This is a genomic window from Microcoleus sp. SVA1B4, assembly GCF_036700545.1.
Classification (GTDB): Bacteria; Cyanobacteriota; Cyanobacteriia; order Cyanobacteriales; family Microcoleaceae; genus Microcoleus.
Genome location: NZ_JAUBPB010000073.1, coordinates 1 through 12,453 on the forward strand (window position 1 = coordinate 1; position 12,453 = coordinate 12,453).

Annotated in this window: 19 protein-coding genes; 9 read left to right on the plus strand and 10 right to left on the minus strand. The window is 45.0% G+C overall.

Annotated elements, in window-relative coordinates; translation table 11 throughout:
- Positions 1 to 104: 104 nt before the first annotated feature.
- Complete coding sequence (locus tag QT987_RS24820) at positions 105 to 1,316, minus strand: acetate kinase (RefSeq protein ID WP_333245578.1); 1,212 nt, start codon at positions 1,314 to 1,316, stop codon at positions 105 to 107.
- 227 nt (positions 1,317 to 1,543) lie between these two features.
- Here QT987_RS24820 and psaK point away from each other — a divergent pair, with 227 nt between their 5' ends.
- Positions 1,544 to 1,804: a photosystem I reaction center subunit PsaK gene (gene psaK / locus QT987_RS24825; RefSeq protein ID WP_333245581.1), complete on the plus strand. Its 261-nt coding sequence runs from the start codon at positions 1,544 to 1,546 to the stop codon at positions 1,802 to 1,804.
- Positions 1,805 to 1,848: 44 nt separating this feature from the next.
- On the opposite strand, the gene QT987_RS24830 is transcribed toward psaK, so the two are convergent.
- Entirely contained in the window at positions 1,849 to 2,487 is a 639-nt protein-coding gene (locus QT987_RS24830; RefSeq protein WP_333245584.1) for a histidine phosphatase family protein, read from the minus strand.
- 147 nt (positions 2,488 to 2,634) lie between these two features.
- Positions 2,635 to 5,109: a phosphoketolase family protein gene (locus tag QT987_RS24835; RefSeq protein ID WP_333245653.1), complete on the minus strand. Its 2,475-nt coding sequence runs from the start codon at positions 5,107 to 5,109 to the stop codon at positions 2,635 to 2,637.
- An 857-nt stretch (positions 5,110 to 5,966) separates the two neighbouring features.
- Between QT987_RS24835 and QT987_RS24840 the strand changes: the two genes are divergently transcribed.
- Genes QT987_RS24840 through QT987_RS24850 form a run of 3 tightly spaced genes read left to right on the plus strand, consistent with a single transcriptional unit; the run spans position 5,967 to position 6,428 of the window.
- Positions 5,967 to 6,188 carry a DUF433 domain-containing protein gene (locus QT987_RS24840; protein WP_333245656.1) on the plus strand — a complete coding sequence of 74 codons (222 nt, stop codon included), beginning with the start codon at positions 5,967 to 5,969 and terminating at the stop codon, positions 6,186 to 6,188.
- A gap of 1 nt (position 6,189) precedes the next feature.
- Entirely contained in the window at positions 6,190 to 6,324 is a 135-nt protein-coding gene (locus QT987_RS24845; protein WP_333245587.1) for a hypothetical protein, read from the plus strand.
- Positions 6,318 to 6,428: a hypothetical protein gene (locus tag QT987_RS24850; RefSeq protein WP_333245590.1), complete on the plus strand. Its 111-nt coding sequence runs from the start codon at positions 6,318 to 6,320 to the stop codon at positions 6,426 to 6,428. Before QT987_RS24845 ends, QT987_RS24850 begins: the two co-directional genes overlap by 7 nt.
- Before the next feature lie 220 nt (positions 6,429 to 6,648).
- Here the strand turns inward: QT987_RS24850 and QT987_RS24855 are convergent, their stop codons facing one another.
- Positions 6,649 to 6,897, minus strand: a complete 249-nt coding sequence (locus QT987_RS24855) for a hypothetical protein (protein WP_333245592.1) — start codon at positions 6,895 to 6,897, stop codon at positions 6,649 to 6,651.
- A 541-nt stretch (positions 6,898 to 7,438) separates the two neighbouring features.
- Between QT987_RS24855 and QT987_RS24860 the strand changes: the two genes are divergently transcribed.
- Together QT987_RS24860 and QT987_RS24865 are read left to right on the plus strand one after the other, a co-directional pair.
- Positions 7,439 to 7,810, plus strand: a complete 372-nt coding sequence (locus QT987_RS24860; RefSeq protein WP_006634749.1) for a hypothetical protein — start codon at positions 7,439 to 7,441, stop codon at positions 7,808 to 7,810.
- A gap of 5 nt (positions 7,811 to 7,815) precedes the next feature.
- Positions 7,816 to 8,244 carry an HNH endonuclease signature motif containing protein gene (locus QT987_RS24865; RefSeq protein ID WP_333245596.1) on the plus strand — a complete coding sequence of 143 codons (429 nt, stop codon included), beginning with the start codon at positions 7,816 to 7,818 and terminating at the stop codon, positions 8,242 to 8,244.
- A gap of 272 nt (positions 8,245 to 8,516) precedes the next feature.
- Here QT987_RS24865 and QT987_RS24870 read toward each other — a convergent pair whose 3' ends face one another.
- From QT987_RS24870 to QT987_RS24880, 3 genes are all read right to left on the minus strand, one after another.
- Positions 8,517 to 8,720 (minus strand): hypothetical protein, encoded by a 204-nt coding sequence (locus QT987_RS24870; protein WP_194069381.1) that lies wholly within the window; start codon positions 8,718 to 8,720, stop codon positions 8,517 to 8,519.
- A gap of 54 nt (positions 8,721 to 8,774) precedes the next feature.
- A complete protein-coding gene (locus QT987_RS24875; protein ID WP_194069379.1) occupies positions 8,775 to 9,152 on the minus strand; it encodes a hypothetical protein in 378 nt (125 codons plus the stop codon).
- Between the two features lie 361 nt (positions 9,153 to 9,513).
- Complete coding sequence (locus QT987_RS24880) at positions 9,514 to 9,834, minus strand: hypothetical protein (RefSeq protein ID WP_194069375.1); 321 nt, start codon at positions 9,832 to 9,834, stop codon at positions 9,514 to 9,516.
- Positions 9,835 to 10,000: 166 nt separating this feature from the next.
- On the opposite strand from QT987_RS24880, the gene QT987_RS24885 reads away from it, so the two are divergent.
- From QT987_RS24885 to QT987_RS24895, 3 genes are all read left to right on the plus strand, one after another.
- Positions 10,001 to 10,360, plus strand: a complete 360-nt coding sequence (locus tag QT987_RS24885; protein WP_333245601.1) for a helix-turn-helix transcriptional regulator — start codon at positions 10,001 to 10,003, stop codon at positions 10,358 to 10,360.
- Between the two features lie 62 nt (positions 10,361 to 10,422).
- On the plus strand, positions 10,423 to 10,782 hold the full coding sequence (locus QT987_RS24890; protein WP_333245603.1) for a DUF433 domain-containing protein: 360 nt from the start codon (positions 10,423 to 10,425) through the stop codon (positions 10,780 to 10,782).
- A 4-nt stretch (positions 10,783 to 10,786) separates the two neighbouring features.
- The gene (locus QT987_RS24895) at positions 10,787 to 11,134 is read left to right on the plus strand and encodes a DUF5615 family PIN-like protein (RefSeq protein WP_333056587.1); all 348 of its coding nucleotides are present in this window, start codon (positions 10,787 to 10,789) and stop codon (positions 11,132 to 11,134) included.
- Between the two features lie 181 nt (positions 11,135 to 11,315).
- Here QT987_RS24895 and QT987_RS24900 read toward each other — a convergent pair whose 3' ends face one another.
- Genes QT987_RS24900 through QT987_RS24910 form a run of 3 tightly spaced genes read right to left on the minus strand, consistent with a single transcriptional unit; the run spans position 11,316 to position 12,264 of the window.
- The gene (locus QT987_RS24900; RefSeq protein WP_333245606.1) at positions 11,316 to 11,615 is read right to left on the minus strand and encodes a topoisomerase C-terminal repeat-containing protein; all 300 of its coding nucleotides are present in this window, start codon (positions 11,613 to 11,615) and stop codon (positions 11,316 to 11,318) included.
- Entirely contained in the window at positions 11,576 to 12,028 is a 453-nt protein-coding gene (locus tag QT987_RS24905) for an HNH endonuclease signature motif containing protein (protein ID WP_333245609.1), read from the minus strand. The genes QT987_RS24900 and QT987_RS24905 overlap by 40 nt, the downstream gene beginning before the upstream one ends.
- Entirely contained in the window at positions 12,019 to 12,264 is a 246-nt protein-coding gene (locus QT987_RS24910; RefSeq protein WP_015178580.1) for a hypothetical protein, read from the minus strand. The genes QT987_RS24905 and QT987_RS24910 overlap by 10 nt, the downstream gene beginning before the upstream one ends.
- Positions 12,265 to 12,453 lie beyond the last annotated feature (189 nt).

Consider the following 12,453-nt stretch of genomic DNA (forward strand, 5'->3'; position numbering starts at 1 on the left):
TAACAATTTTATTTTTTATTGTGGGATGGGCGTCCCGCCCGTCCAAAAAGGACGGGCGGGACGCCCATCCCACCAACTTCTGGAAGTTATTTAATTCTCATTCCTTAGTGAGAAAGTTTCCAGCATTCTCGCGCAATCTCCCAATCCTCCTGCGTGTGAATTACCAAAATTCTCACCGCTGAATCCACTGCCGCAATATCTCGATCGATCTGTGAATGTTGATTTTTATCCTCATCCAATTTTAACCCGATAAATCCAAAAGCTTCGCAAGCTGCAGCCCGTACAAGAGCAGAATTTTCGCCAACTCCCGCCGTAAAAATTAAGGCATCCAACCCTCCTAAACTCGCCAGCATGGCACCAATTCCGGCACGCAAACGGTGGAGGTAAATATCCAAAGCAAGTTGAGCTCTTTCATTACCTTGGGCGATCGCATCTCCAATCTGCCGCAGATCGCTAGACACGCCTGAAATCCCTTTTAAACCAGAATTTCGATTGAGAATACCATCAAGTTTCTCAGCAGTAAAATCGGATTGCTTTAACAGATGAATGAGAATGCCTGGATCGATCGAACCCGATCGACTTCCCATCATCAATCCTTCCAGAGGCGTAAATCCCATCGTCGTGTCCACACTCCAGCCACCGCGAATGGCCGCCAGAGAACATCCGTTGCCCAAATGACAGCTAATCAACCGCAAATCTGCCAAATCTTGACCCAGAATGTCGGCTGCCCGACGCGCGCAATATTGATGGCTAATCCCGTGAAAACCGTAACGCCGAATCCCATTTTCCAGCCATTCATAGGGGCCGGGATAAACAAAGGCGGCGGGCGGCAATTGTGCGTGAAAAGCTGTATCAAATACTGCTACTTGCGGCACATTTCCGAGGATTTTTTCAATCGCTTCGATACCTTCGAGGTTAACGGGATTGTGGACAGGGGCGAAAACAGATAAACGGGCGATCGCCTGTTTAACATCCGGCGAAATTAACGTACTTTGCTGATAATCTTGTCCGCCATGTACGACGCGGTGGCCGACAATATCAATCTCCTTTAAATCATTAATTGTTTGAGTTTTTCCCTTCCAAAGACTCTCCAGCATTCGAGAAATAGCATCTTGGCGAGACTCGGATGCAAATTCCTCCTCAAGCCGATCGCCTTTTGCTGTTTTGACTTTCAACTCTGCTATACCCTGCTGGTGAGTCCAGTCTATTTGAGCCTCCCAGAGGGGTTCCAAAGGTCGATCGGGCAGGACATCGTTTAATTCGTAAAGACAGCTCTTTTGACTGCTAGAACCCGCATTTAACACCAGTATTTTCATGCTTGATTATTTCCTGTTGATTCGTTCTTTCGACGCTAGGCGATTGCAATCGCATCTTGTCAAACTTTCATCCGCCTGCACAGACGAAGAAATCTTGATATCCTGGGAAAAATATTAAGAAAAATGTCGAAAAATTAACTGTTAATGCAATGTGTAGCGAACAGTTGCATTTTTTTGATATATCTTCTAGGCAGATTTTCATTGACTAAAGTTTAAGGAGTCGATCGATGTTTACACCAATTTTACTTGCCGTTGCCCCCAGAACCCTAGAGTGGAGCCCCACGATCGGTTTGATTATGATTCTTTGCAATATTTTAGCTATTGCGATCGGCAAATCAACCATCCAAAAGCCTCACACAGGCCCAGCAATGCCCTCATCGAGTATGTTCGGCGGTTTGAGTTTGGGTGCAGTTGTGGGAACTATGGCATTTGGTCATATTTTGGGAGCAGGTGCTATTTTAGGATTGTCTAACATAGGCGCGATTTAGTTGCAGAATTTAGGGTAGGCAGTGCGCGCACCCTACCCGCAATTTCAAGTACCGGGTAAATTCCGCAGAGTTTCATCCATGTACGATCGATCGCCCAAAACTTCCAGCAGCGGCCCGCGAACATCAAACTTGACAATACTGACAGAAGCTGCTAAAGCGGCAATGCGATCGCGATAACGACCCAAATCAATCCCCAACAGACTGCACAGAATAATTCTAATAGTTGCTTTGTGGGAGACAACCAACACATTTCCATTCTTATATTTTTCCTCAATTTCTGCAATAACTAAGGAAGCTCTACTGGCAATTTGCACCGAAGTTTCGCCGCCGTTTGGTGCATTCCAAGCAGGTTCAGTCAGCCAATTAATATAATCTTCTTCGTATTCTTCTTTGACCTCTTCTACTGTTTTGCCCTCCCACTCACCGTACTTAATTTCCCTCAGTCCGTCGCGAAGCTGCATTTCTATTCCCACAGCATCGCACAAAGGTTTTGCAGTAGCAATTGTGCGTTTCATCGGACTGACATAAACAGCATTCCAAGGCAATTTTGCGTAAGTAGCAGCAAACTGTGCTGCCATTTTAACACCTTCTGCTGTTAATTCTGGATCGATAGCGCCGCAGAAGCCACCTGTTTGGCTGTAAGTCGTTTCACCGTGTCGTACAAAGTAGATTTTTAAGCTCATATATACCAATTTTATTTGATAGTTGAAAGAGACTTTTATTGAACGAACCGCAGAGGAATATCGCCTGTAGGGACACGGCACTGCCGTTTCCTAATCCCCGATCGCTGTGCCGGACACGGCAATGCCGTGTCCCTACCCAGAATATCCCTAGCCCGGTGCACCCGATCGCACAGTTTGATCTCCTGTCGTTGTCGGATCTTTCGTTTCCTTCGGCGCTTCCGGCGAAACCGGGCCCGCGTGCGGCCACTTCCAGTCGCGGATTTCCGGCATATCATCGCCGTGTTCGTTGATATAGTGCCTGTGTTCGATCAGCTTGTCACGGATAGCTTGTTTGCCGTAAGCTGCGACAGAAATCAGTTTTGGAACGCGATCGAGTACATCTCCAACTAAATGGAATCGATCGAGGTCATTAATCACCACCATATCAAACGGCGTCGTAGTCGTTCCCTCTTCCTTGTAACCCCGAACGTGAATATTCGGGTGATTTGTCCGGCGATAAGTCAAGCGGTGAATCAGCCAAGGATAGCCGTGAAAAGCAAAAATCACAGGCTTATCTTTCGTGAACAAAGTATCAAAATCCTTGTCAGACAAACCGTGGGGATGTTCGCTAGCAGGTTGCAGCGTCATCAAATCCACCACATTCACCACCCGCACTTTTAAATCGGGATAATCTCGGCGGAGAATGTCAACTGCAGCCAAAGTTTCCAGCGTCGGAACATCACCCGCGCAAGCCATCACCACATCGGGTTCGCCACCTTTATCGTTACTAGCCCACTCCCAAATGCCGATGCCGGCGGTACAGTGTTTAATCGCAGAATCCATATCCAAATACTGCAATGCCGGCTGCTTCCCTGCAATAATCACGTTGACATAGTGGCGACTGCGGAGACAGTGATCCGTTACTGACAGCAAAGTATTCGCATCGGGCGGCAAATAAATCCGCACCACTTCCGCTTTCTTGTTAATTACGTGGTCGATAAAACCCGGATCTTGGTGAGAAAAACCGTTGTGGTCTTGTCGCCAAACGTGAGAAGTTAGTAAGTAATTCAGAGATGCGATCGGTCGGCGCCAAGGAATGTGACGAGTAGTTTTCAACCACTTGGCGTGTTGGTTGAACATCGAATCGATGATGTGAATAAACGCCTCGTAGCAGGAGAAAAAGCCGTGGCGTCCCGTCAGCAAATAGCCTTCCAGCCATCCCTGACATAGATGTTCGCTGAGGACTTCCATCACCCGGCCATCGGGGGAGATGTGGTCGTCTTCGGGCAAAATTTCCCCCGCCCACACCCGGTTCGTCACTTCAAACACCGGATCGAGGCGATTTGAGGCCGTCTCGTCAGGCCCGACAATGCGGAAATTGGCGTTCTCTTGATTCAGTGTCATCACGTCTCGCAGGAAGCGGCCGGAAACGCGGGTTGCTTCTGCCATTACAGTGCCCGGTTTTTGCACGTCAATGGCGTAGTCTTCAAATTTCGGCATTTTCAAGTCTCGCAGCAGCAGGCCGCCGTTAGCGTGGGGATTTGCCCCCATACGTCGATCGCCCTTGGGCGCGAGTTCTGCTAATTCAGGAATTAACTTGCCGTTTTCGTCGAAGAGTTCTTCCGGCTTGTAGCTTTTCATCCAATCTTCGAGGAGTTGGACGTGTCCCGGCTTAGAAGCCATTTCCGAAAGTGGGACTTGGTGCGATCGCCAATAATCCTCTGTTTTCTTACCGTCAACTTCCTTCGGCCCCGTCCAGCCTTTGGGAGTTTTCATCACAATCATCGGCCACTGGGGACGGCCGGAATAGCCCTCTGTCCGCGCTTTTTCCTGAATCGCCTTAATTTCGCCGATCGCCGTATCGAGAGTTGCAGCCATCAACTGGTGCATGGTTTCCGGGTCTGAACCTTCCACCCAATAAGGTTTGTAGCCGTAACCGACCATCAAACTTTCCAATTCCTCCTGCGGAATGCGGGCCAACAGAGTTGGATTGGCAATTTTGTAGCCATTCAAGTGCAAAATCGGCAACACGGCCCCGTCGCGAACCGGGTTGAGAAACTTGTTAGAATGCCAGCTAGCAGCTAGCGGGCCACTTTCGGCTTCCCCGTCACCGACAACGGCCGCCACAATCAAATCGGGATTGTCGAAGACTGCCCCGTAAGCGTGGACTAGGGCGTAGCCGAGTTCGCCGCCTTCGTGAATCGAACCGGGGGTTTCCGGGGCGACGTGGCTGGGGATACCGCCGGGAAAGGAGAACTGTTTGAACAGCCGTTTGATACCCTCTTCATCTTCGGAAATGTTCGAGTAATATTCGCTGTAAGTGCCTTCGAGATAGGTGTTGGCCACCAAGCCCGGCCCGCCGTGTCCAGGGCCTGCGATGTAGATGGCGTTGATGTCTTGGGCTTTGATGATGCGGTTGAGGTGAACGTAGATGAAGTTTAGGCCTGGAGTGGTGCCCCAATGTCCGAGGAGTCTCGGTTTGACGTGTTCGATTTTGAGGGGTTCTTTGAGTAGGGGGTTGTCGAGGAGATAGATTTGTCCGACGGATAGGTAGTTTGCCGCCCGCCAGTAGGCGTTCATTTTGTGTAGTTCTGAGTCGGAAAGCGGCTTTAATTGCGGGATCTCGGTTGTTCCTAGCATCATCAGCGATTGACTCCTGAGTTGTGGTTGTTTTGTCAAGTGCGATCGTGAAGTGCGATCGATATTAATTGGTTATCTGTGACATTTTGTATTTAAACTCCATGTCTTCCACACCAACTATTGAATTCTAGCTCGTTTATGTCTCCATAAAAGTTTAAATCAATGTTAATTTATGGCTAAACATCGCACAATATCGAGGTAATAAAGATAGAGATTTGCGGGGATCAAGGAATTCAGTAATATAAAATAGGATTTACACAAGAGCTTGCGGAGAGTGTTCACTGGGCACCTGATGCGTATGTGCTGCAGCGGGTGGGAGAAGTTGTGCAAGTCCCGAAAAATATGCTTCTCAAGGTAGAAGTCATCATGATTTATACCTGAAGTTGATTTTAGTTTGTGCCTGCTGATGGCTAATACCAGTTATTCAAAAAAAATGCAACTCTAGGCAAAATCCAAAGTTTTATGTCCTCAGTCATTCCCAATTCTAAAATCTAAAATCTAAAATCTAAAATGGTATGACTCCTTTTCTGTTAAAGTTTTTTATGTTAGTTTAAGCTCAGGGTAAAACGGTGAGCAATTTTTATAATTTACAGATTTATCAAGAAGTTAAAAAGATATAGCAATGCGATTTCATTTGTGCACGGCCTTTTTTTTATTAACCGCAGAAGCGCAGAGGGCGCAGATGAAGAGAGCAGAGAGAAAGGAATTGAGTATAATAGCAAATACCTACAGAGTTATTCAATCAAATAGGTGCTATGACAATTAAAGAATTAGAAGCAGAACTCCTAGGCTTAACGCCAAAAAATCAAGCTAAAATTATCTAATTATTAACCCAAAACTGAGCTAACACCTAACAATGAATTAGCAAAACTCTCGGTGTGTGTGGCGGTGAGGCTTGTATCAAAAAGCGCCGTCTTCGTGTTTTAATGCTGGTGAGTTTTCGCCGCTTGGATATCAACGAATCCAAACTCTTAGATAAGTATCCCACACTAAAAGCTACTGATTTAGCAAATGCCTGGGCTTATGCGACGGCTTTTTCAAATGAAATTGAAATAGATACCCGCGAGAATCACGAGGATTAAGATGATGGCGCGTGTTGATACTGACGAACTATTTCCCAGAGTGGTTGTAGAATTGCTGGGTTCTATGATTCACAATATTCTGACACTGCAAGCAGCCGGAAAAGATAACCAAAAAATCCGCACGAAGAAGTGTTAGCTTTTGCAGTCAGTGAAAATCGAGCTGTTTTAACTCTAAATAGCCGTCATTTTATCACACTGCACAGCTTACAGTCTGATCATGCTGGAATACATTGTCTGTAGGGGAGAGGATGATTTAACAGAATGGCTGCTAACCTTAATCACACTATTTCCTCACTTGAAACATTAACAGGTCAAGTGATTCGAGTCGATCGCACTCTCGGCGCAATCTATATCTTAAGCGATCGCCACAAAGTAAACTAAAGCAATCTCAATCCGAAAATCACTGCATCGGTTTGATTGCTGGCTAGAGGCTATCGCCGATATTTCCCGCTGAAAAAACCTAGGAAGCGACTAAAACAGGGCACTCTGAAATCCGGCAAATATTGGACACAGTTGGCTGCTGCGAAACGACTCGCAGTTCGTGAGGATAGCGGGGACGGGGGTCATTTTCTAACCAGATGGGCGGTACCATCATCACTTCATAGTAAGCGATCGTATCGAAAACACCTGGCTGGGACTTCAACTCCACTGTTAAGCCCGCTCGGTACTCAAATGCTTCTTCCCAGTCTAGATTTTCATTGATACCCATAGCGATCGCGCCTCTTAATCTTGTTTCTTTTGTCCATTGTAGAGCCCTACATAAAAGATTGGGTACTTTCTGTTGCTTACGATACAATTTTTAACCTTATATGTTCGATTCATGACAATTTAACAGAGAGGAGCAATTGTCAATAAGTAAATAGGATGATTTTGCTGACGGGTGACAAGTAAGCTGAAAAGTGAGCCCTGACAAGAGTTTGAGTTGATATGTCTCAAAAAAAATAGGCGCGATGGAACCCCGCAGACGTTTATGAGACAAAGGAAGAGAACCGAAGAGAATTTTAAGGACGGAAGTACAAACCTATTTTTGCCAGCTTGTCTAGTATTTTATAAATAAAGAAACTCGGTTTTTTTAATAAGCCGGGTTTCTGGATGTGTGAAAACTCAACTAATTTCACTTAGTTTTCTTCTTTGTCGCTGTCGCCGTATTTTTAGCAAGCGAGTTCCTTCTTCATTTCTTTTGGGCAGATGTCTAATACTCCAAGTAAAATATGGCATAATATAAATATTAGTTTCATAGCTTTGCACCTATGACCGCCCAAATCACCCTAAATCTGCCAGATGAAGTCTATCACCAAGCAGAATTGCTAGCGCTGCAACGCCACCGCACCGTGAGTGAGATTCTAGTAGAAACTCTGGAAAATTTTCTCTTACCAACCGCTAAACCAGTATCAGCACTGTCTGATTCAGAAGTAATCACTCAGACTCAACTCCGGCTGCAACCACTCCAAGAACAACGATTGAGTGAATTGCTAGACCGCCAACAATCCGGTACGATCGCATCTGTAGAACTGGCTGAATTGCAGGCATTAATCCACATATATGAAACTCGACTATTGCGACAAGCTCAAGCCTTAAATGAAGCTGTGCGGCGCGGCTTGCTCGAACCATTGAAAGGATAATCAAAATGGCAATTTCTGAACAAGTTAGAGCCAGAGTTCGCGCACAAGCTCAAAATCGGTGCGGTTATTGTCGCAGTTTACAAATGTATGTCCTGGGAATATTGGAAATTGACCATATTATTCCTAAAGCGATTGGCGGTACTGACGAGGAAGAAAATCTCTGGCTGGCTTGTAGTCTGTGCAATAATTACAAAGGAACCCAAACTGACGCATTAGATCCGGTCACGCAAAAGCACGTTAAATTGTTTAATTCGCGCACTCAACAATGGTCACAAAATTTTGCTTGGAGTGAAGACGCTACAGAAATTATTGGACTTACAGATTGCGGTCGCGCAACAGTCACAGCACTACAACTAAACAATCATATTGCTGTTACTGTCAGGCGTCAGTGGGTTAGTGCTGGATGGCATCCGCCAACAGACATTTCTCCTTAAAAGGTTTGAGGGTCACAAATGGTCGATCGCACATATGGCCTTTTTGGCGACTGAGGAGATTTTAGACCAGCGCGAGGTCAGAGATAGGGTGGGTGGTGCGATCGAACGCACAAATGATATAAAACTGACTGATTTAACTGAAATTAATACTGAGTAAGTGCAAAATTTGTAAAAAAGAGCGATCGCACTTTCATCGAGATGTTGAAAAAAGTGCGATCGCTCTTTTGTCCGGGATTGGGAAAAATGGCGATGCTTTTTTATCCCTTCATTATTTACCAACGGCCTTCTGACTGTTGTTGGAACATACTTTTTGCAAGTTCCAGTATTTCCTCGTAGCTCATGTAGTCTTCTAAGCGTTCATGTAGCTCTCTTCGCTCATTTTTAGTTAGCTTGAGTTTTGTAACCACTTGCTCTACTTTATCTTTTGCTGACGCACGATTCTCAGTGCGATCGTCTTTCATTGGCTTGTTTGACATTTTATCTCTCCATTTCTAAACAAAACTCAGAACAAATTACTCCACGATCCGAGCCTATAACTCCTCTTCGTCTTTAGACCCGCCAGAGCCAAAAAACTGATCTGCTTCAAGGTTGGACTTGAAGTTTTTACAACGCTGTTTTATCAAATCTTCAAACCCTGCAAGCCTTCCCAGTTCTTGACCGCTACCAACTTTAACAGTAATCCCTTCGATTAAATCTCCCATTCTTATTTGTAACCGACCACAAAGACGCATCGCCTCTATTGTTTCAGGGTCATCAGAACTGCTACCTCCGAAAATTATCGTTCTCATAATGCCTTGTTTGTGGGCAATATTTTCCTCTTCTGGTGTCAAAGTTATTTTGATATATGTTTCGTAGTAAGCTCCTCCCAAAGGTCCTTTTTTCTCTGTACGGTCAGCGGAAAATTTCATAGTCAACTCCTGTGGAATAATAGACCTTACGTTGTTAAACCAAAAATATTTGATAATAACAACTGTTTTCTACCTTTTCAGGCATAGAGTGAGATAAAACTGGACTTATCTCACACTGTACTCAATCAACAAAAATCGTTTAGATATAGTACCCCTTGCCATTACACTTTTGGCAAACGGCCTCTCTAACAGCTTTTTCAGGCTTTATTTTTCCTGTTCCGCCACACGAAGGGCATTTTTTTCCATCTTTTGCTTCAAAAGCATTGGGGTCTCTGATGTCCGGGGGTTTCTCATTTGCCATGATGTAGATCCTGTAATTGTCGGCTGACTAATCAATAGAAAATAAAGCAGGTATCGAATCCTAAGTATGCTTGTTTTTACTATGTCGTCCGCTAAACTCAATACAATAAGTACAAACCATAGCTGCTTGAGAAGAATTATCCCAAACCCAACCAACAGGTCTAGCGTTAGAAACTTCTGGTTCAGAAGCATGATGAAAAGATACTTGTAGATTATCCTCTACGGCTACTATCCCTGAAGGAAGCGGGGCAAAGTCACCTGTTTCTGGATCGTGCATATGTGGCATAAACACACCTAAACCATATTCAGATAACTTCTTCAACATCTCTTGCACTTCGGGTGTAGCAATTGCCTGTTGAGCTTTTTCAACTATTTCGTTCATTTCACTTCTCCTACACAAGGTTTCTGGTTTGTCCGCAAGTCTTCTGAGTGGGTAGAACCCATCGGAATCTTGATTTACATGATTATCGTATAGCTAGTGATTTATCGGATAGAGGTTTCTTAAGGAAAAATATAGGATTTCCTTGTCCTTTACATGATTTCCTGATATGGCGTTCTCCCTTGGCAAGCGCCTCAAGGCTACCCGCGAAGCACTCGGATTAACCCAAGAGCAAGTTATTGAGCAGTTAGAGCTGCGCTACGGGATAACCCTGAGCCAACAAGCCATCTCGTGTATCGAACACGGCAAGCGCAAAGTAGACGCCGAGAGGGAGCTACCCGCCTTCGCCGCCGTCTACAGCAAACCTATCGATTATTTCTACGAAACCTTGGAATTGCCCGCCACACCCCCAGCCGCACCCACATCCAAGCGCCGCTCAGCAGTCACCGTTGACATGGAAGCCCTTACTCACCGCGATAAGCTAGAACTAGCAGCAGAATTAATTCACAACGTTTTGCAACAAACCTAACTAATAGGGATATCGCCCTACAATATGAAATACATACATAATTCATAAATCAAATAAGCTCTATGACAATCCCAGAATTAGAAGCGCAACTCAAGGCATTAACGCCAACCGAGAAAGCTGAGGCAATCAGCATCTTAACTCAAAGTCTGAAAAACAGCGGACGCCCGATTACAAAAACTCCCGGCGTGATGGGCGGCGATGCTTGTATTGACAATACTCGCATTCCCGTTTGGTTGATCGCCAGCTATCACAATGACGGCGCTACCGATGCTTTTATCCTAGATTGCTATCCCCATCTGAGTGCCGCTGATTTAGTAAATGTTTGGGCTTATGCTGAAGCTTATCCTGACGAAATTGAGGAAGCAATTAGACTGCAAGATGAGGCTGACGAAATATTAGATACACCTGAAAATATCAAATAAACCTATGGCGCGTCTCTACGCAGACGAACAATTTCCTCGGCAAGTCGTGCAAAACCTGCGGTCTTTGGGGCATGATGTCCTGACTGTTCAAGAAGCAGGAAATGCTGGACTACCTGATGAGGATGTATTAGCATTTGCCATCATTGAAAATCGGGCTGTTTTGACCGTCAACCGACGGGATTTCTTTCAACTGCACAAGCTGCAACCTGACCACTGTGGTATTATTGCCTGCACGCGAGATGACGATATTGCTAGACTGACTGCTAATATTAATGATGCAATATCTACTGCTGAGACATTGACGAAAAAAGTGATTCGTGTCTATCGCTCAGGGCCGCCGTCCATATCTTAATTGAATTCAAGAGACCTTATGCCCTACTATACTCAAGCCGAATTTTAAGGACTGAAGTCCTTACTACAAACCTAAATTTGTGCAGTATTTTACCAACAAAAAAACCGGGCGGCACGGGGAGTAGGGGTCGCACCGCCCCTACACCGTCCGGGTTTCTCGATCAGTGAAAACTAAACTAAAATCACGTTGTCTTCTTCTTAGTCGCAGTCGCCGTCGCAGCCTTCTTAGTCGTGGTTTTCTTCGCCGCAGTCGCCGTCTTCTTAGCAGTAGTTTTCTTCGCCGCAGTCTTCTTCGTTGCAGTCTCCGATTTCTCCGCCGCAGTCTTAGTTGACTTCTTCGACTTGCTGCTAGATTTACCGCCTCCCGCCGCTTCCTTCGTTGCTAACAATTCCAGTGCTCTTTGTAAGGTGAAATTCTCCACAGATTCATCCTTCGACAAAATTATGAATTCTGGCGAAGATCGCCAGAGGGAGGATGCCACCCGGCCCTAATCCATAAACGACGAGCTCTGATAATCGCTCCTTCATTATGATATAGATCGTTAAGGTCTAATCGATCGCAGGTTCCCCTACCTGTTGGAGTAATACCCCTTATTTCTAAACCATCCGCAGACCAGTTAAAATGCTCAGACCATTGCTGTTGACGGGGGTTAAACAAAGTTACTTCTTGTTCTGTTTCTGGGTCAGTACCAGTGACAAAATTATAGCGATTATTATTACAGCGATGACAAGCTAAAGCTAAGTTTTCAAGCTCATCGCTACCACCAATCGAGCGAGGTAAAATATGATCTATCGTAAATAGAGTAGAGCTACTTTCTTCCGCTGAATGGCAATATTCACAAAGAAAATTTGCTCTACTTCTTACTAAATTTCGAGTAGCGCGGTTTACGGACATGAGGCTGCTATAACTTTAGCGTTAATTAAGGTAAAAATCCGATCTAGTTCTAGTAAGCTTGCTAATTCTACAACCTCTTCTGAAGTTAAAAGATTAGCCTTTTTTCTGTCGGCTAGTTCTTCTAATCGGGCTTGCAGATTTTCCGTAAATTTGAATAAGTAAAGATTTCTGACTTTCTGAATCGAAATCTCACGATCGATCCAGTAGGAAGGTTGTACCATAAGTTCAGCTATCATGGTGATTCAATTACTCCAATTACTACATGGATAGTTTTGATTGTATCATGAGAACGAAAGGATTACTTTAGAAAGAGCCGACCTACTTACGCACGGCGCGATCGAAGAAACCGAGTTTTTTACCCAATCTGTCTGCTAAAACAAATTATTTTCGCAAAAAACCCGGTTTCTGACCGTACAGTGCGTAAA

Coding starts and splice junctions, on each gene's coding strand:
- QT987_RS24845 (WP_333245587.1), top strand. CDS start 6,190: ATGATGGCGCGTGTTGATACTGACGAACTATTTCCCAGAGTGGTTGTA.
- QT987_RS24875 (WP_194069379.1), bottom strand. CDS start 9,152: ATGAAATTTTCCGCTGACCGTACAGAGAAAAAAGGACCTTTGGGAGGA.
- QT987_RS24835 (WP_333245653.1), bottom strand. CDS start 5,109: ATGATGCTAGGAACAACCGAGATCCCGCAATTAAAGCCGCTTTCCGAC.
- psaK (WP_333245581.1), top strand. CDS start 1,544: ATGTTTACACCAATTTTACTTGCCGTTGCCCCCAGAACCCTAGAGTGG.
- QT987_RS24870 (WP_194069381.1), bottom strand. CDS start 8,720: ATGTCAAACAAGCCAATGAAAGACGATCGCACTGAGAATCGTGCGTCA.
- QT987_RS24910 (WP_015178580.1), bottom strand. CDS start 12,264: ATGATAGCTGAACTTATGGTACAACCTTCCTACTGGATCGATCGTGAG.
- QT987_RS24885 (WP_333245601.1), top strand. CDS start 10,001: ATGGCGTTCTCCCTTGGCAAGCGCCTCAAGGCTACCCGCGAAGCACTC.
- QT987_RS24820 (WP_333245578.1), bottom strand. CDS start 1,316: ATGAAAATACTGGTGTTAAATGCGGGTTCTAGCAGTCAAAAGAGCTGT.
- QT987_RS24855 (WP_333245592.1), bottom strand. CDS start 6,897: ATGGGTATCAATGAAAATCTAGACTGGGAAGAAGCATTTGAGTACCGA.
- QT987_RS24860 (WP_006634749.1), top strand. CDS start 7,439: ATGACCGCCCAAATCACCCTAAATCTGCCAGATGAAGTCTATCACCAA.
- QT987_RS24865 (WP_333245596.1), top strand. CDS start 7,816: ATGGCAATTTCTGAACAAGTTAGAGCCAGAGTTCGCGCACAAGCTCAA.
- QT987_RS24890 (WP_333245603.1), top strand. CDS start 10,423: ATGACAATCCCAGAATTAGAAGCGCAACTCAAGGCATTAACGCCAACC.
- QT987_RS24880 (WP_194069375.1), bottom strand. CDS start 9,834: ATGAACGAAATAGTTGAAAAAGCTCAACAGGCAATTGCTACACCCGAA.
- QT987_RS24830 (WP_333245584.1), bottom strand. CDS start 2,487: ATGAGCTTAAAAATCTACTTTGTACGACACGGTGAAACGACTTACAGC.
- QT987_RS24905 (WP_333245609.1), bottom strand. CDS start 12,028: ATGTCCGTAAACCGCGCTACTCGAAATTTAGTAAGAAGTAGAGCAAAT.
- QT987_RS24895 (WP_333056587.1), top strand. CDS start 10,787: ATGGCGCGTCTCTACGCAGACGAACAATTTCCTCGGCAAGTCGTGCAA.